The 17,477-nt window shown below is 68.9% G+C and carries 15 protein-coding genes and 1 pseudogene; 8 read left to right on the forward strand and 8 right to left on the reverse strand.

The window, feature by feature from the left end; genetic code table 11:
* Positions 1-21 precede the first annotated feature (21 nt).
* Together OG883_RS11945 and OG883_RS11950 are read left to right on the forward strand one after the other, a co-directional pair.
* Positions 22-867 carry a hypothetical protein gene (locus OG883_RS11945; RefSeq protein ID WP_266538871.1) on the forward strand — a complete coding sequence of 282 codons (846 nt, stop codon included), beginning with the start codon at positions 22-24 and terminating at the stop codon, positions 865-867.
* Complete coding sequence (locus OG883_RS11950; RefSeq protein ID WP_266538874.1) at positions 864-2,078, forward strand: lytic transglycosylase domain-containing protein; 1,215 nt, start codon at positions 864-866, stop codon at positions 2,076-2,078. The genes OG883_RS11945 and OG883_RS11950 overlap by 4 nt, the downstream gene beginning before the upstream one ends.
* Here the strand turns inward: OG883_RS11950 and OG883_RS11955 are convergent.
* A complete protein-coding gene (locus tag OG883_RS11955; RefSeq protein WP_266538878.1) occupies positions 2,061-3,131 on the reverse strand; it encodes an ATP-dependent DNA ligase in 1,071 nt (356 codons plus the stop codon). The genes OG883_RS11950 and OG883_RS11955 overlap by 18 nt on opposite strands.
* 54 nt (positions 3,132-3,185) lie before the next feature.
* Here OG883_RS11955 and ligD point away from each other — a divergent pair, with 54 nt between their 5' ends.
* Positions 3,186-4,214 carry a non-homologous end-joining DNA ligase gene (ligD, locus tag OG883_RS11960; RefSeq protein ID WP_266538881.1) on the forward strand — a complete coding sequence of 343 codons (1,029 nt, stop codon included), beginning with the start codon at positions 3,186-3,188 and terminating at the stop codon, positions 4,212-4,214.
* A gap of 93 nt (positions 4,215-4,307) precedes the next feature.
* Here the strand turns inward: ligD and OG883_RS11965 are convergent, their stop codons facing one another.
* Together OG883_RS11965 and OG883_RS11970 are read right to left on the reverse strand one after the other, a co-directional pair.
* Positions 4,308-6,452 carry a family 16 glycoside hydrolase gene (locus OG883_RS11965; protein ID WP_266541449.1) on the reverse strand — a complete coding sequence of 715 codons (2,145 nt, stop codon included), beginning with the start codon at positions 6,450-6,452 and terminating at the stop codon, positions 4,308-4,310.
* Positions 6,453-6,517: 65 nt separating this feature from the next.
* A complete protein-coding gene (locus OG883_RS11970) occupies positions 6,518-9,001 on the reverse strand; it encodes a ThuA domain-containing protein (RefSeq protein ID WP_266538884.1) in 2,484 nt (827 codons plus the stop codon).
* Positions 9,002-9,197: 196 nt separating this feature from the next.
* On the opposite strand from OG883_RS11970, the gene OG883_RS11975 reads away from it, so the two are divergent.
* Positions 9,198-10,268 carry a multicopper oxidase domain-containing protein gene (locus OG883_RS11975; protein ID WP_266538887.1) on the forward strand — a complete coding sequence of 357 codons (1,071 nt, stop codon included), beginning with the start codon at positions 9,198-9,200 and terminating at the stop codon, positions 10,266-10,268.
* Between the two features lie 289 nt (positions 10,269-10,557).
* On the opposite strand, the gene OG883_RS11980 is transcribed toward OG883_RS11975, so the two are convergent.
* Entirely contained in the window at positions 10,558-11,259 is a 702-nt protein-coding gene (locus OG883_RS11980) for a TetR/AcrR family transcriptional regulator (protein WP_266538890.1), read from the reverse strand.
* Positions 11,260-11,360: 101 nt separating this feature from the next.
* On the opposite strand from OG883_RS11980, the gene OG883_RS11985 reads away from it, so the two are divergent.
* On the forward strand, positions 11,361-11,876 hold the full coding sequence (locus tag OG883_RS11985; RefSeq protein ID WP_266538893.1) for a hypothetical protein: 516 nt from the start codon (positions 11,361-11,363) through the stop codon (positions 11,874-11,876).
* 383 nt (positions 11,877-12,259) lie between these two features.
* Here OG883_RS11985 and OG883_RS11990 read toward each other — a convergent pair whose 3' ends face one another.
* The gene (locus OG883_RS11990) at positions 12,260-12,844 is read right to left on the reverse strand and encodes an Imm21 family immunity protein (protein ID WP_266538895.1); all 585 of its coding nucleotides are present in this window, start codon (positions 12,842-12,844) and stop codon (positions 12,260-12,262) included.
* A gap of 319 nt (positions 12,845-13,163) precedes the next feature.
* Here OG883_RS11990 and OG883_RS11995 point away from each other — a divergent pair, with 319 nt between their 5' ends.
* Both OG883_RS11995 and OG883_RS12000 read left to right on the forward strand, forming a co-directional pair.
* A complete protein-coding gene (locus OG883_RS11995) occupies positions 13,164-13,961 on the forward strand; it encodes a VOC family protein (protein WP_266538898.1) in 798 nt (265 codons plus the stop codon).
* A gap of 114 nt (positions 13,962-14,075) precedes the next feature.
* Positions 14,076-14,321, forward strand: coding sequence for a WhiB family transcriptional regulator (locus OG883_RS12000; RefSeq protein WP_266538901.1), 246 nt, complete (start codon positions 14,076-14,078; stop codon positions 14,319-14,321).
* A 32-nt stretch (positions 14,322-14,353) separates the two neighbouring features.
* On the opposite strand, the pseudogene OG883_RS12005 reads toward OG883_RS12000, so the two are convergent.
* A pseudogene (locus OG883_RS12005) lies at positions 14,354-14,455 on the reverse strand (serine hydrolase); the annotation flags it as partial.
* Between the two features lie 130 nt (positions 14,456-14,585).
* On the opposite strand from OG883_RS12005, the gene OG883_RS12010 reads away from it, so the two are divergent.
* Complete coding sequence (locus OG883_RS12010; RefSeq protein ID WP_266538904.1) at positions 14,586-16,175, forward strand: GMC family oxidoreductase; 1,590 nt, start codon at positions 14,586-14,588, stop codon at positions 16,173-16,175.
* 12 nt (positions 16,176-16,187) lie between these two features.
* Here OG883_RS12010 and OG883_RS12015 read toward each other — a convergent pair whose 3' ends face one another.
* Both OG883_RS12015 and OG883_RS12020 read right to left on the reverse strand, forming a co-directional pair.
* On the reverse strand, positions 16,188-16,790 hold the full coding sequence (locus OG883_RS12015) for a hypothetical protein (protein ID WP_266538907.1): 603 nt from the start codon (positions 16,788-16,790) through the stop codon (positions 16,188-16,190).
* The gene (locus OG883_RS12020) at positions 16,787-17,473 is read right to left on the reverse strand and encodes a hypothetical protein (protein WP_266538910.1); all 687 of its coding nucleotides are present in this window, start codon (positions 17,471-17,473) and stop codon (positions 16,787-16,789) included. The genes OG883_RS12015 and OG883_RS12020 overlap by 4 nt, the downstream gene beginning before the upstream one ends.
* Between the last annotated feature and the right edge of the window lie 4 nt (positions 17,474-17,477).

Here is a 17,477-nt window from a genome sequence, read left to right on the forward strand (position 1 = left end):
ACAGCGAGAGGACCCCCGGACATGTCGACGACCCGTCATCTCCTCAACCGCCAACGGCGACTGGCGACCGCGGCACGCACAACGCCCGCGGCACCTGAGGCCCCCGCGGCACCTGAGGCCCCTGCGACACCTGAGACCCCCGCGTCCACGCCCGCGCCGCCGCGGAGACCGCTGCGGGACCGGAAGCCGGAGCAGCCCGACCGGACAGAGAAGCCGCACAGGGCCGGGAAGCCGGGCGGCACGGAGAAGCCGGGCGGGACAGCGAGGCCGGACAGGGTCGGAATACCGGTCAGTGCCGGGTTACCGGTCAGTGCCGAGCATCCGTCGGCCTCCGGCGAGAAGCCCCGCGGCAGGATTCGGCTGACCGCGGTTCTGTGCGTGCTCACCGTCCTGCTCGGCGGCTTCGCCGCCTTCGCCGGCGCTCAGGCGTCCGGCCTGCGTGACGAGCCGGCCACGCGCAACACGGCCCTCACCGACATCGCCCGCACCAGCGAGGTCAAGGGGCAGGTCACCCAGGCCGTCGAGGCGGTCTTCTCGTACAACTTCGCCAACCCCGGCGCCCTGGAGCAGGCCGTGAAGGCGCATCTGAGGGGCAAGGCGGTGGCGCAGCACGGCGAGATGCTCGCCGCCGTACGCAAGGAGGGCCCGAAGCAGAAGTTGGTCCTCACCACCACCGTGACGGAGAGCGGGGTGGAGCTGATCGACGGCGACCGGGCGCGCATGCTTGTCTTCGCCGACCAGAGCAACACCCGGACCGCGTCGAAGGACGAGACGACATACGCCGCCGCCATGCTCGCCGTGGACGTGGTGCGGGGCGACGGGACCTGGCGCATCGCCGCCATCGACACCTTCGGGGCGGGCTCATGAGGCCGGGCGGGGAGCGGATGCGCAGGGGCCTGGCCGGCACCGTGGCGGCGGTGGCGGCGATGGCCGCGCTCACGGCGTCGCAGGCGCCCGGTCTCGTGCGTGCCCAGCCGGTGCGGCAGCACAACACACCTTCAGAAAACGGGAGTTGGGCCGAACCGCGCAACGACGATTCGTACCACACTGAACTTCCGCCGCTCCGCCCCTCCGTAGGGACCGGTCCCAGCCCCTCCGGCGTTGTCCAACTGGGCCGGATCCGGGCGGAGTCGGGTATCCCCGCCACGGTCCTCGCCGCCTACCGCGGAGCGGAGACCCGCATCGGACGCATCGACCCCGGCTGCCGGCTGCCGTGGCACCTGCTCGCGGCGATCGGCAAGGTCGAGTCGGGGCAGGCGCGTGGCGGCCGCGTCGACGCCAACGGCACCACGCTCTCGCCGATCCTGGGACCCGTCCTCAACGGCGTCGGTTTCGCGAACATCCCGGACACCGACAAGGGTGCCTACGACGGTGATACGCGCTACGACCGCGCGGTGGGGCCGATGCAGTTCATCCCGTCGACCTGGGCCCGGTGGGGCCAGGACGCCAACGGCGACGGACGCAAGGACCCCCACAACATCCACGACGCCGCGCTCGCCGCCGGCCTCTATCTCTGCGCCGACGGCCGGAATCTGGCGGTCAAGGCCGATCTGGACCGGGCGATCCTCTCCTACAACCACTCGCGGGAGTATCTGCGTACGGTCCTGGCGTGGCTGGAGTTCTACCGGAAGGGCACCCATCCGGTGCCGGACGGCCAGGGTGTCCTGCCCACCAGCCCGGGTGCGGGCGGCAAGACCCCGGCCACGCTGCCGGTCGGTGGCGGAACGGGCGGCGGACCGGGCGGCGGGGGCGACATCATCATCGGGCCGCGTCCTTCCGGCTCGCCGAGCGTGCCGCCGACGGGCGGCCCGAGCCCCTCGCCGGGCGGATCGCCGTCCCCGGACCCGGGCGGTTCGCCGGGACCGAGCCCCGGGCCCGGCCCGAGCGGGAGCCCGGGCCCCGGGCCCGGTCCGAGCCCGGATCCCAGCCCCGACCCGAGCCCCTCGGACTCGGCCTGCCCCTCACCGTCTCCGGACCCGTCTCCTTCGGACGCGCCGTCCGCGCCGGGCACGCAATCTCCGTCACCCGCGCCGAGCGGCAGTCCGAGTGACGGTCCCTGCTCACCTTCCGGGAGCTGAGAGCACCTCGGCCAGGTCGTACCGCACCGGCTCCTCCAGCTGCGTATAGGTGCAGCCGGAGGGGTCCCGGTCCGGCCGCCACCGGCGGAACTGCGCGGTGTGCCGGAAACGGTCGCCCTCCATGTGGTCGTACGCGACCTCGATCACCCGCTCGGGCCGCAGCGCAACCCACGAGAGGTCCTTCTTGCCCGACCAGCGGCTCGGCGCGCCGGGCAGCCGTGCGCCCTCATGGGCACTCTCGTCGGCCCACGCCGCCCATGGGTGGCCCTCTGCCGGCCCCATGCGCAGCGGCTCCAGTTCCGCCACCAGCTCCTCGCGCCGCTTCATGGAGAACGCGGCGCACACGCCGACGTGCTGCAGACGGCCCGAGTCGTCGTAGAGGCCGAGGAGCAGCGAACCGACCACCGGACCGCTCTTGTGGAAGCGGTAGCCGGCCACGACGGCATCGGCCGTCCGCTCGTGCTTGATCTTGTACATCAGGCGGGCGTCCGGCCGGTACGGCATGTCCAGCGGCTTGGCGATGATTCCGTCGAGCCCGGCGCCCTCGTACTGCTCGAACCACTCCTGCGCCAGCTCCGCGTCCGTGGTCGCGGGCGCAAGATGCACGGGCGGCTCGGCGTCGGCCAGCGCGGCTGCCAGCGTGGTGCGCCGCACCGAGAGCGGGGCGTCCAGCAGGGCCTCGTCACCGAGGGCCAGCAGATCGAAGGCGACAAAACTCGCTGGGGTCTGCTCGGCGAGCATCCTCACCCGGGACTCGGCCGGGTGAATACGCTCGGTGAGCCGGTCGAAGTCCAGCCGGCCCTCGTGGGCGATCACGATCTCGCCGTCGACGACACACCGGTCGGGGAGGTTGGCCGACAGAACGGTGACCAGCTCGGGAAAGTAGCGGGTGAGCGGCTTGCCGGTCCTGGAGCCGATCACCAGCTCGTCGCCGTCCCGGTGCACGATGGCGCGGAAGCCGTCCCATTTGGCCTCGTACTGCATACCCGGCGGGATTTTCTTCACGGGCTTGGACAGCATGGGCTTCACGGGTGGCATCACGGGCAGATCCATGCATCGATTCTGCCCGATATGCGACATATCTACGCTCGGCCTACGGTGGCGCACATGGGTGCAGCGGTGGAACTGGAGGTCGGCGGGCGGACCGTACGGCTGTCCAACCCGGACAAGATCTACTTTCCCGAGCGGGGCTTCACCAAGCTGGACGTGGCCCAGTACTACCTGGCCGTGGGCGAGGGGATCATCCGCGCCCTGCGCGATCGCCCGACCACCCTCGAGCGCTTCCCGGACGGTGTCGAGGGCGAGTCCTTCTTCCAGAAGCGCGCCCCCAAGAACCTCCCCGACTGGATTCCCACCGCCCATATCTCCTTTCCCAGCGGACGCTCGGCCGACGAGATCTGCCCCACCGAGGTCGCCGCCGTGATCTGGGCGGCCAACCTCGGAACCCTGCCCTTCCACCCCTGGCCGGTACGCAGAGGAGCCGTCGACCACCCCGACGAGCTGCGCATCGACCTGGACCCGCAGCCCGGCACCGACTTCCACGATGCCGTCCGGGCCGCTCACGAACTGCGGGCCCTCCTTGACGAGTACGGCCTGCGTGGCTGGCCCAAGACCTCGGGCGGCCGCGGCCTCCATGTCTTCGTACCGATCGAACCGCGCTGGGACTTCACCCGTGTACGCCGCTCGGCCATCGCGGTGGGCCGCGAACTGGAGCGGCGCATGCCGGGCAGGGTGACCACGGCCTGGTGGAAGGAGGAGCGCGGAGAGCGGATCTTCGTCGACTACAACCAGACCGCCCGCGACCGCACGATCGCCTCCGCCTACTCCGTACGCCCCCGCCCGCACGCCCCCGTCTCGGCGCCCCTGCGCTGGGACGAGGTCGACGACGTATCCCCCCTGGACTTCGACCTGGTCACGATGCCCGCGCGTTTCGCCGAACTGGGTGATGTGCACGCGGACATGGACGACCACGCCTTCTCGCTGGACACCCTGCTGGAGCTCGCCCGCAAGGACGAACGCGACCACGGCCTCGGCGACCTGCCGTACCCGCCGGACTACCCGAAGATGCCGGGGGAGCCGAAGCGGGTCCAGCCCAGCCGTGCCAAGAAGCAGACCGAGGAGCCCGGCCAGGTGTGATGCCAGTGATCACCACTCTGCGCACCCACTGGCAATGGCCCCCTCCCCCGATGCGGGAAGGGGGCCACTGCCCAGCGGGAGCAGGGCCGAGGGCTACAGCTCCTTGACCCGGATGTTGCGGTACGAGATCACATCCGTCGTGCCGTGGACCTGGAGCCCGATGTAGCCGGAGGAGAACCGCCGGCCGTCCGTGCCGGGGTCGTCGCCGCGCGGCGGGACGAACGCCTGGCCGCCGGTGTTGTCGAACTCGTTGATCAGCACGCCGTTGCGGTAGACCGAGTAGTGCTGGCCGACCACCCGGATCTCGTAGTCGTTCCAGGTGCCCTTCGGCGTCACACCCGCACCGCCGAGCCCCACCCGGTCGAACCCGTAGACCGAGCCCGACTTGTACATGTCGCCGTCAGGACGGTCCAGGACCTGCACCTCATGGCCGTACTTGATGGCGACCCACTCCGGACGCGACTCCTCCGGGTTGTTGTGGACGTACGGGAAGCGCACGAACACACCGCCGTTGGCGTTGCCCGCGCCCGGTGCGTCGTCCCGCCACTGGAGCTTCAGGGAGAAGTCTCCGTACTGCCGCTGCGGGAACCACAGCATGCCCATGCCCGGCACGGTGGTGCTGCTGGTCATGGCACCGTCGCCGCTGAGCCCGAAGGACCCGCCGCCCACGTGCTGCCACGTGTTGAACGACGCCTGCGTGCCGTCGAACAGATCGCGGTAGCCGGTGTTCTGGCCGGGCTTGCCGATGCCGGACTGCTTGGCCGCCTTGTAGATCTTCTTGTGCTCGCGCTGGTCGATGACGCCGTCCGCGAGCAGCTTGTCGATCACCTTGTCCACATGCTTGAGGAACAGCGCGTGGGACGCCCAGTCCTTCTCGTCCTCGATCAGCTCGTTGATCGTGCAGCGGCTGCGGGTGATGCGGTTGGGCACTCCCGTGTCGACCGCGCCGACGATCACCGTCAACCGCTCGTCGAACTCCGGGCAGTTGGGCGCCGGGACTCCGCCGCCCTCCGCGATGGTGAACGACACCTTCTTCGCCTCGGAGGTGTTGCCCGCCTTGTCGCTCGCCCGGTGCAGGACGGTGTGGAAGCCCACCCGGTCGACGATGACGGGAGTGGTGTACGCGAGGTACGGCCCGCCGTCGAGGGAGTACTCGACCTTGTCGACCCCCGAGCCGGCGTCGGTGGCGGTGAGCGTCACCTTGGCACTGGTGATGTAGGCGCCGTCGGAGTTCTTCTCACCCGTCACTCCGGCCGAGGTCTCCGGCGGGGTCTTGTCCTCGGCGGGCGGTGTGACGACCGTGAAGTCCACGGCCTTCTCGGCGGCCGCGTTGCCGGCCTTGTCGGTCGCCTTGAAACGCACCTTGTGCGTGCCCGTCTCGTGCACCATCACCGGGGCCGTGTACGGCTGCCAGGCGCCGCCCGCCCCGATGGCGTACTCGATGGTGTTGACGCCCGAGCCGGTGTCGGAGGCGGTCACCGTGACCGTGGCCATCCCCAGATACCTGCCCTGCTCGTCCTTCTCGCCGCTGACCGTCGCCGAGGTCTCCGGCGGGGTCTTGTCGTCGGTCGGCGGAGCGACGACGGCGAAGTCCACCGCCTTCTGGGCCGCGACGTTCCCGGCCTTGTCATGGGCCCGGTAGCGGATCCTGTGCGTACCCACCTGGTCGACCACGACGGGTGCGGTGTACGCCTGCCAGGGGCCGTCCGCCCCGACCGCGTACTCGATCTTGTCGACACCCGATCCCGTGTCGGTCGCCGACACGGTCACGGTGGCCTGGCCGACGTACGCGCCGTCGGCGTTCCTGTCGCCCTCGACCTTCGCCGATGTGTCGGGCGCGGTGGTGTCCTCGCCGCCGCCCTCGGTGACGGTCAGGATCCCCTGCATGGAGCCGTGTCCCGGGATGGTGCAGTGGAAGCGGTACCGGCCGGGGGCGAGCGTTACCTCGGCGGTGTGCTTGCCGCCCTGGTCGTCGTTGGGATTGGCCAGGATGTTCAGCGGTACGTCGTTGTTGTACTCGGGATCGGAGACGTCGAAGGTCAGCGTGTGGGGCATACCGGTGGTGTTGCCGGTCGCCTTGCTGTTCTCGAAGACGATGGTCGTCCTTCCCGCAACCGCCGTGGCGGGGAAGGAGAGATAGCGGTCGATGGGGTCGCCGGCCGTCCAGGTGAGTACCTGGTCCGCCGCCCGTTCGTCGGTCCTGCCGTACGCCACCGCGGAGGTCAGCCCGAGGATCATCACCACGGCGGACAGCAGGGCCGTCCAGTAGCTTGCCGTTCTGTGTCGCACGTGGCTCGTTGTTCTCACTGCGCCGCCTTCCGTGCCAGGTTCTCGGCGGACGGTGTCGGCTCGCCGCCCTTGTACGTGACGCGCCACAGCGCGGACTTGGAGTCGGAGGTGAAGAATCCGCGTCCGTAGTCCAGGACGTACAGCGATCCGTCCGGCGCGAACTTCCAGTCCATGAGGTTGCGGATACCGTCCGCCCCGACCGGGATGATCTTCTTCAGGGACTCGGCGTGCACCGGAATGCCGCCCCTGCCCACCGTCTTGGGGTCGGTCAGTACCGCGTGGCGCGGCTGGTCGCCGTCGTAGAAGTCACCGACGAACCACTTCCCGTCCCAGTACGACGGCCACTTCGCGGTGCTGGTGCTCGCCTCGTCGTAGCGGTACACCGGGCCGTTCATGGTCGCCTGGCCGCCGCCCCTGAGCCACGGCATCAGCAGCTTCTGCTCCTCCACCTTGTAGCTCGGGATGCCGTTGGCGTCCCGCGGATAGTCCGGGCCGCCGCCCTGTGGCGAGTACCAGATGGTGTTCGAGGTGACCGGCGGCAGATTCACCAGGCCGTCGTTGTTCGGCGACTCGTTCTTCGGCGCGTCGCAGTTGTACCAGCCCAGCGGCTTGCTCGGGTCCGGCAGATTACGGTCGCGGTAGGGCTGCTTGTTGCCCATGCAGTACGGCCAGCCGTGGTTGCCCGGCTTGGTGATGGCGGCGAACGTGTCGTACTTGGCAGGGCCCCAGGTGGTGCTCGGCGCACCGGCGTCGGGGCCGACCCAGCCCGCGTACAGAATGTCGGTCGTCCTGTCGACGAAGATACGCGCCGGGTTGCGTACGCCCATCACATAGATCTCACCGCGCGTCCTGCCGCCGCCCTCGTCCGGCTCCTGGCCCGTGAAGAGGTTCCCTTCGGGCAGCGTGTACGTCCCGTCGTCCTCGGGGTGGATCCGCAGGATCTTGCCGTTGAGGTTGTTGGTGTTGCCGGCGGTGCGGCGTGCGTCGGCGAAGGAGACGCCCTTGAAGTTGGGCTGCGGGTTGTTGCCGGAGTAACCGCTGCTGAACCCCGAGGAGTTGTTGTCACCGGTGGCGATGTAGAGATTGCCTCGGGAGTCCCAGGACATCCCGCCGCCCGAGTGGCAGCAACTGTGCACCTGCACCGGCCACTTGAGCAGCACCTTCTCCGAGGCGAGAGCCAGCTTGTTCGCCGCGAGATCGAAGGTGAAGCGGGAGACGCGCCGTTCGGCCATGTGCGTATCGCGGTTGAGCTGCGAGTGGGGTGTGTAGTGCAGATACACCCAGCCGTTGGACATGAAACCGGGGTCGAGCTCGATGCCGAGGAGGCCTTCCTCGACTTTGATCAGCTCGTCGCCGCCGCCCTTGTTGCCGAAGACGGCGAGCGCGCCCGCGAACGTCACCTTCCTGGTCTTCGGGTCGTAGACATGGACCTCGCCCGCACCCTTGCCCATGTCGGGGTGGTTCCAGTCGGTGATGACGGGCCTGCTCGAGTCGGCGCCGCCGCGCCCGATGTAGAGCACCCGCCCGTCCGGGGCGGTGACCAGGCCGTGCGGCTCGCCGATCTGGTCGTTCTGCCCCGGCTGGTTGGGCTGGGTGACCCGCTCGGCGGTGTAGTTGCCGTTGATGGTGGCCTTGCAGTCGGCGCGCGAGATCCGCGAGGTCCAGGCGAGGGCGCCGCGCAGATGGTCGCGGAAGTCCGTCTCCGCGAAGCTGTCGACCGTACCGCCCATACCGGTGTAGAAGGACCGGCCGCCGTCGTAGTCACGGCACCAGGAGACCGGGTGGTCCCAGCCGTTGGCGCCCGCGCCCGGCGCGTAGGAACTCTCCTTGACGCGCGCCACGGTGTGCACGCTGCCGGAGGGGTTCACCGCCCAGTTGAACCACTTGTCGGGCCGCTTCCAGTTCAGCGGAAGGGACGTGGTGGCCGGATGCCGACGGTCGCCGACCTCGACGACCGCGCGCTGCACTGCCCCGGCGGCACCGGTGGGCCGGGCGCCGATCAGCCCGGTGAACCAGTCGGAGTACGGCTCGGTGCGCGCCGCCTCATGGATGCCGAGGAACCCTCCGCCGGCCTCCAGATACGACTCGAGCCCGGCCTCCTGCTCGGGATCGAGCACATCGCCGCCGCCCGTGAGGAAGACGACCGCGTTGTATCTGCCGAGCTTGGTGGCATTGGTGAAGACGGCGGCGTCGTCCGTGGCTTCCGTTTTGAAGCGGCCGGCGGCGGGCCCGGTCAGCCCGATGTTCTCGATCGCCGCGATGCCCGCGTCGACGGTCGGCGACTCCTCGGTCGCCGATCCGTGGAAGACGAGTACCCGTACGTTCTTGCCGCCGGGAGGCGATGGCAGGGACAACGTTGTCGACGGTGGCTCGGGATATGGTTCGGCGGTGGCGATGGTCCCCCCGCCGAGCAGGGACGCGGTCAGTGCGCCGACCCCAAGGGCCGCCGCCAGACCGCTTCTTCGGGATCTCGACCGGTGATGTGGTGCGCGCTGCATGGGTCACCCACCCCTCTGTGGTCACAACAACAGCCTTGGAAACTAGACCTCTTTTCGTGGTTCGCCAATAGGTATGACTCAGATGGCACAAACTTTGTCCTGGGTGTGGATAAACGAAGATCACCCGGCTACCGTGTGGCCGTCCCCGGGGTCACCTGAGCCCCGTCAATCTCCGTACCAGACTGGAGAGTTCGGCATGGACAGACGGAGTTTCAACCGGAGGCTGCTGGCGGGGAGCGCGGTTGCCGCCACGGGTGTGACATCGTTGTCGCTCGCTTCCGCCTCGACCGCGACCTCGGCGACCTCCGCGACCTCTGGGAGTTCGGCTGCGGGCGCACCCCGGACTGCCCCGGCCGGCGGTCAGGTACGCCATCTCAGGCTGTACGCCGAGAAGCTGCCGGACGGTCAGATGGGCTACGGCCTGGAGAAGGGCAAGGCGTCGATCCCGGGCCCGATGATCGAGCTGGTCGAGGGCGACACGCTGCACATCGAGTTCGAGAACACGATGGACGTACCGGTCAGCCTTCATGCCCATGGGGTGGACTACGACATCGCCAACGACGGCACCAGGTTCAGCAAGAGCCATGTCGAACCCGGCGCCACCCGCACCTACACGTGGCGCACCCACACCCCGGGCAAACGCGCGGACGGCACCTGGCGGCCGGGCAGCGCGGGTTACTGGCACTACCACGACCATGTGGTGGGCACGGACCACGGAACTGGCGGTATCCGCAAGGGCCTCTACGGTCCTGTGGTGGTGCGCAGGAAGGGCGACATCCTCCCGGACAAGCAGTTCACCATCGTCTTCAACGACATGACGATCAACAACAGGCCGGGCACCGCCAGTCCCGACTTCCGGGCCACGGTGGGGGATCGCGTCGAGATCGTCATGATCACGCACGGCGAGTACTACCACACCTTCCATATGCACGGTCACCGATGGGCCGACAACAGAACGGGCCTGCTCGAGGGCCCAGGCGACGTCAGTCGCGTGATCGACAACAAGATCACGGGCCCGGCGGACTCCTTCGGCTTCCAGATCATCGCGGGCGAACACGTGGGCGCGGGGGCGTGGATGTATCACTGCCACGTCCAGAGCCACTCGGACATGGGTATGGCCGGTCTCTTCCTGGTGGCGAAGCCGGACGGCACGATCCCGGGGTACGAGCCGCACCACCCCACGGGCGGGAAGGCGGCCGAGAAGGCGGCGGCGAAGGCAGCCGCGAAGTCGGAGTCCGGCGCGAAGCCGGGCGGTCACAGCCACTAGGAGGCGTCAGTTCCGCCGGTGGCGGCTGCTTGCCGGCGCCGGCAGCCGCCGCGCAGGACTGAACGCACGGTCGTGCGGATATCCGCACGACGCTGCACAAGCTCGAACACCGTCCGGCCCTCGCTTCTCCTCACCGGTCGTCTCGTTGAGCTGAACGAGTGATTTCGGTGGGGCAAGGGGCGTGCGTGAGGCAGGACTGGGGGAGCCGGAAAACCTGATTGAGGTCTGGACGCTGCTCGAAGACGACATGAAGAAGGTGAGGAACAAGCCAGGGGCGACCGGGCTCGGGTCACATCATGGCTTCCACCCCCGCGATGAGCATGGCCAGGACCGATTCGAACAGGACGTCCGGGGGCTCTGAGGCGGATTCGGCTGTGACGCGTCGCAGGTGCGGGAGTTCTCCGGCCGCCGGGTTCGGTGGCACGCCGGTCCACCCGGCCGGGTCCGAACCGGGCGGTGGCCGGTCGTGCCAAGCGTCCCAGATCTCTGCGAACCCGGAGACCTGGAGGACGGTGATGGACCAGGCCCGGCGGGCGTTCTGCGGGGACAGTCCGAGGTCGAGGAAGAACCCCACGAGGATGTCGTCGGGCCGCAGCAGGTCAGCGGACGCGAACGGGGTCAGGTCCTCCGCGCGGGCGAGCGCCAGCATTCCCGGGTGCGCCCGGTACCAGGCACGCAGGTCCCGGCAGTAGGTCCGCAGGCTTTCCTGCCAGCGGTCGGTGTCCAGCCGGGGCTCTGGCCGGTCCCTCTGGCAGACACCCACGATCTCCCCGAGCAGATCACGCCGATCGGCCACGTAGTTGTAGAGGGCCCGCGGCGACACGTGGAGGCGCGCACCGACGGCGCGCATCGTCAGCTCCGCCGGGCCCGCCTCACCCAGGATCTCCAAGGCCGCCCGGGCGATCCTCTCCCTGGTCAGAGTAGGCCGGCCCTTGCGGAACTCCGGGCGCCTCCGGCCCCCGGCCGGCTCGGCGCCGTCTGCTGTTGCCACGACAGCATCGTAACCCCTTGAACTTCACAGCACGTTGACTTTAGGAGAGATGGAAGGTTAGGTAAGCCTTACCGGGATTCGGGATGCTTCGGGAGGTTGGCATGCAGTGGTCGGCGGTCCTCGGGTACGGCCTGGGCTACGGGCTGGCGCTCAGCGTGCTGTTCACCGCGGCGGTGTTCGCCGGAGCGGCCATGAGCAGGGACTTCCTGCTGAACGACTATCCACCCGCGATCCAGCGCCGGTACGGCAGGCCCAAGAGCGCCCGCGGCCGCCGGGTGGCGGTGCTCTTCGGCGTGATCATCTGGGCCGTCTGCGGCCTCCCCCTGCTGATCGCGGCGATGATCGGCCTCGACGGCGCACTGGACGACGGCCTGGAATTCCTGCCCGCGGCCGTCTGTGCGGCCCTCATCTTCACCACGCTGACCGTCTGGGACCTGGTCGTCATCGACTGGATCATCTTCGCCGGGCTGCGCCCCCGCCTGCTGATCCTTCCCGGCACCGAGGACATGGCGGAGTACCGCGACCTGCGATTCCACCTCAGCGTCGCGCTCAAGGGCAGCCCACTGATCATCGTCGTGGGTCTGCTCACCGGAGGCATCGCCGCTCTGATCGCCTAAAACGAGAGCCGTGGATGACGGTGCCGTGGTCCAGCCGTCCAGCGCCTCGATGTCCTCGGGCGAGGCCAACGGGTCGGCCGGCAGCCGGGTGTTCTCCTCGAAGATCTCCCGGCTCGCTGGTACGAGAGCCCGTTCCGGCCTGCCGCCGGGCACACATCGAGCGTCGACGTCCCGGCCGGCGCCTTGCGGCCGGTCAGGAACAGCGGACCGTGGGTGCGGCGGCCGATCAGGCGGGCAGCAACTGGGCGGTGCCCGGCGGCTCCGTGACCAGGGCAGAGCAGATTCGCTGCGACTGGTCTGATGCGGCGAGTGTCATCTGACCTGCTCCGTTCTGCGAGATCTGCGGCCTTGAGGCGGCTTGCGTGAGACGACCCGGAGGTGCGCTAGCAGTCCGCGGCAAGCAGCTGGACCAGTCCCGTCCAAGTCTGGTCGTTGGCCCAGGTCTGGACTGCACGAACGACCCATTGGCCTGGCGGTATGGGGACCGGAGCCTGCTCCGGTAGCCCTCCGCCGTCGGGGTACTCGACGTTCAGATCGGCTCCGGCCTCGGCAGAGTCCATGAGTACCGCCGGGCCATCCGTTCTCCATGTGCCGCACTCCTCCCACTCGGTAGCGGGATCGACGAGGACGGCCTCTGCCTCGGCAAGCAGTTCGGACTCGGAGTCGGCGGCCGGCCAGCGTACGAACGTCTGGAATTCCGGGAGGTAGCAGCTGCGAGCGGGCTCGTCTGCCAGGACCAGTGCCTGCGTCTCGCCCACGGTAATCACGCCGGCCAGGTCATCCACGTCGCAGGCGCGGTCGTAATCATCGGGGATGACCCCATCGCTGTTGATCATCCCTCCTGGAGTGCAGCCGCCCCACCGTGCCAGCGCAGAAACGGGCACGACCACGAGCGGACCGCCCATCGATCCGACCCAGGCAAGCGGGGGACTGTCCGAACCGGACGCGTGAGGTGACCTGATGCTCATGGCGGCAGTGTGCCCTCTGCCTCTGACAGCGAGACGGGCGGGAGGCGGGGAGTAGTTTCGGTGGCATCGAGGCTTTTCGGCAAGCGCTGGACGGGGATCCGGGCGGGCCTCGTGTCGGAGTCCGGCGGCGCGTTGGCCGAGGACCGGAGCGACGGGCGCCTACGCGGCGTGGGCCTTTCTGAACGGCATGGCCGGAAATCCTGCATGAGCCCGGGGGCCGGTGCAAATGGAGTCCGAGGACTGCTTCTGGGTGCGGCCGTAAGGGATCGGTAGCAGACTCGGGAAGTCAGGACAGCGGGATCCCACGAAGGAGCGCACGATGCTCACCACCCGTTTTGTCACAGGCTCTCCGAACTGGCTCGACCTCGGCACGCCCGACATCGAGGCAGCGAACACCTTCTACGGGGGCCTCTTCGGCTGGACCTTCCAGTCGGCCGGGCCCGAGGCCGGCGGCTACGGGATGTTCCAGCTCGACGGGAAGACCGTCGCGGGCGGCATGGCCGTCGCCCCGGAGCAGGGCGAACCCGGCTGGAACGTCTACTTCCAGATACCCGACGCCGATGCCACGGCCAAGGCCGTCGAGGAGACTGGCGGCTCCATCGTGTTCGAGCCGATGGACGTATTCGAACTGGGGCGTATGGCGATCTTCGCCGACCCTGCGGGCGTCGGCTTCGCGACCTGGCAGCCCGGCCGGATCAAAGGCCTGGACGCCGTCAACGACCCTGGCACGCTGGTCTGGGAGGAGCTCTACACCCCCGACCCGAATGCTGCCATCCGCTTCTACAGCGGTGTCTTCGGCTGGGAGACCGGCACCATGCCGCTGCCCGACGGCAGCGGGTCGTACACGATGGTCAGCCCCGCCGGAGCGGGCCCGGACGGCATGTTCGGCGGCATCGTGCCGCTCAGCGCCGACCCGGCAGAGGCGGCGGAAGGGCCGTACTGGCTGCCGTACTTCGAGGTCGCCGACTGCGACGCCGCGGTCGCCAGGGCGACAGAGCTCGGAGGCAAGGTCAGGATGGCCCCGGTCGATCTGGAGGGCGTGGGGCGTTTCGCCAAGCTCGCCGATTCCGCGGGCGCGCGGTTCGCGGTGATGCAGAGCGCGCAGCCGGAGAGTTGACGCCCGGATCTTCGCCATCGGGGTTGGCTTGCCCGCCGGTAGCCCGCCGGTACCGGTGGGGCCGTTGATGCTTCATTGACCCGGCGTTTATCGGCGTTCGGCACCGTGTTCAGCATGCCGATCAACGCCACTACTGACAAAGAACTCTCCTGGCAGGAGACCGCACTGTGCGCCCAGGCCGGGCCCGAATTCTTCTTCCCGGCCCCTGGCACGTCCACCCGTGAGGCCAAGCAGCTGTGCGGGGCGTGCGAGGGCCGGGTGGAGTGCCTGGCGTACGCGCTGGACAACGACGAGAGATTCGGGGTGTGGGGCGGGCTTTCCGAGAAGGAGCGGCACCTCCTCAAGCGCGGTCAGGGCTGAACGCGTCGCCCGCCACGGCCCGCAGGCCGCCCCGGCACGCCGGCCGAGTGGGTAAGCAGGTGCCCTACGGTGACGGCGCCACTTCCCCGCGCGGCGAACTCGGGCCACAGCTCGGCCACCGGAGTGTCGTACCCGAAGGCCTCCCGCTCGGCGACAGCAACTTGGAGGGGACGGAAGTCGAAAGCCCGTCGGTCACCCTTTTCCGCCCGGTACCGTCTCACGTGCAGTCAGGCTGACCGGGACGGCTGAACGAGGGGAACCGAGTTGAGCGCGAGCAGGTACGACTACATCGTGGTCGGGGCGGGGTCCGCGGGCTGTGTACTCGCGGCGCGTCTCTCCGAGGACCCGGCGGTGCGGGTGGCGCTCGTCGAGTCGGGTGGCCGTGACCGCAAGCAGGAATTCCGGGTACCCGCCGCGTTCCCGAAACTCTTCAAGACGTCGTACGACTGGAACTTCACCACCACGGCGCAGCCCGAACTCGGCGGCCGTGAACTGTACTGGCCGCGCGGTCACACGCTTGGGGGCTGCTCCTCGCTGAACGCGATGATGTGGGTCCGTGGGCATCGCGACGACTACGACGCGTGGGGCGAGGTGGCGGGGGCGGAGTGGTCGTACGACGCGCTCGAACCGTACTTCCGCCGCGCGGAACGCTGGACCGGCCCGGTGGCGGCCGGATCCTCCGTGTACGGCGCCGACGGTCCGTTGCACATCTCCCCACCGCGGGATCCGAACCCCCTCACGGAGGCGTTCCTTCGGGCCTGCCGGGAGGATGGTCTGCCGGATCTGCCCGAGCTGAACGGGCCCGACCACAGCGGTTGCGCGCTCACCCCGCTGAACCAGCGGGGCGGCCGTCGCTGGAGCGCGGCCGACGGCTATCTGCGACCGGCCGCGCGCCGCGCCAACCTCGACGTACTGACCAACACCCGAGTGTGCAGGCTGGAGTTCGAGGGCAGCCGGGTGGTGGGCGTCGTCGCCGACGGCGTGCCCGGAGTGCTGCGCGCCGACCGCGAGGTGATCCTCAGCGCGGGCGCGATCGGATCCCCACACCTGCTGATGCTGTCGGGCATCGGCGACCCGGACCACCTGAAGGAGGTCGGCATCCCGCTGCGCGCCGCGTCTCCCGAGGTGGGCTGCGGCCTCAAGGACCACCTGTCCTTCGCGGTGACGAGCCACTGCCCGACCCCGGTCACCCTGACCGGCGCGGACACGCTGGCAAACGTGGGGCGCTTCCTGCTGACGCGGCGGGGGCCGCTGACCTCGAATCTCGCGGAGGCGGTGGCGTTCGTACGGAGCAGTCCGGAACTGGCGGCTCCCGACCTGGAGTTGATCTTCGCCCCGGCCCCGTTCATCGACCACGGCCTGACCGCCCCTACGGAGCACGGCATCACCATCGGTGTGGTGCTGCTCCAGCCCGAGAGCACGGGCCACATCACGCTCACGTCCCCCGACCCGCTGGTCGCGCCCCGCATCGCCCCGCGCTACTTGACGGCACCCCCGGACCTCACCCGCCTGCTGGCGGGCATCCGCCGCGCGGAGTCCCTGCTGGGATCCGCGGCACTGACCCCGTACGCCTCGAAGCCGATGCCCCCGTATCCGGGCCGGGTGGACGACGAGACCCTGACCGAGTCGATCAGGTCCTCGGCACAGACCCTCTACCACCCGGTCGGTACATGCCGAATGGGAAGCGACGAGGGATCGGTGACGGATCCGCGGCTGCGGGTGCGGGGGGTGCAGGGGCTGCGGGTGGTGGATGCGTCGGTGATGCCGGGGATCACGCGGGGGCATACGCATGCGCCGGTGGTGGCTATTGCGGAGAGGGCGGTGGAGATGGTGGGGGAGGACGCGCCGGGGTGAGGGCGGACAGCCCTATGTGGTGTGGACTCTGCCGTCCTTGACGAGGTCGGCGAGCTCCGCACGCGCGTCGTCGGCGGGGGTGCCGTCAGGAACGGCTTCACCCATGGCCTCGGGCACGACGCGAACCGGAAAGTGCCCACCGACGGGGGACACGACGCCGCCGTAACGGGGGTCGCCGGCGAACCAGATCATGTCCGGCTGCGGATTCTGCTTCTGTGCGAGGTGCACTGAGAACGGGGTGAACCGCAGGACAGGGGTGTGTTCCTCAGTGAACTTGATCATGATGACCTTCGGGCTGTCCAGCGAGCGGCGCGGATACTCGCACGAGTACGCCTGCCACGGATAGGCCTTGAGAATTCGAGCGACTCTTCGTGTGCGGCGAAGGGCAAGGAAAGCGACGGTTAGGGCCAAGGGATAGAAGAGAAGACTGAAGAGGACAGAGCCGATGATGTCAGAAGGAGGATACGTCACCCCCAAGTAGACAAGCGCAGCGCCGAGAAACAGCACTCCGATCAGCCAGATTCGGCGCTTGATCACGAGTCGCCTATGGCCAGTCATTGTGGGTGGGTGATCGAATGCTGCCTTAACGAGAGGCAGTGCAGTCGGTGGCGTCACGAGAGCAAGTCCAGAATGCGGGAGGGCGGTTGGGGAAGCGAGATTGGCGAGGCAGGCGAAGTGAACACCAGCGTCTGAGCGATGCATTCGAGGATGTCGGTGTACGACTCGGCATGACGGGTGGCGGCGCTGGCGAGATCTGCCACGGCGACGTGTGAACCGGTAGGGAACGGCACGGTGAGGCGGGCCTGGAAGATTTCACATGGCGCCGCGTCGACGCCGGCGCGCTCGAGCAGGCTGAGTGGTGGGGGTGATAGGCGTCCGGCCACCAGCGCGGCGGGCAGACCCATGGGAAGTTCGAGGAGCTTGCAGGTGTTGGCACTCCAGAGGGGGGAGCTGGCGAGGGCGAGAGCGCTCTGTGCGACCGCCAGCCCTGCTGTCCGTGACGCGCTGTGTGTCACGGACAGGGAAAACAACGAAATGGAAGCGCCGTCCTTCCCGTCGGGATGGACCCCGATCGAGGTATGGACGCTCCCGCCTTCGCGGATGGCACTGAGTAACCCCAGCAAGGTGCGCATGTCGTCAAGAGATGAGTCAACTGCTGGGTCGCTTTCCAGGATCGGCGGCAGGACGGCCGAGACCGCCTGATTCAGATCGTCCGAACTGATCGCATCGAGGTCGTGGTAGCCCGGCGGTAACCGAAACCACATTGGGGGTGCAGGAGAGACTGATTTACTGAGCATGGGA

This window comes from Streptomyces sp. NBC_01142 (assembly GCF_026341125.1).
In the GTDB taxonomy this organism is placed as follows: Bacteria; Actinomycetota; Actinomycetes; order Streptomycetales; family Streptomycetaceae; genus Streptomyces.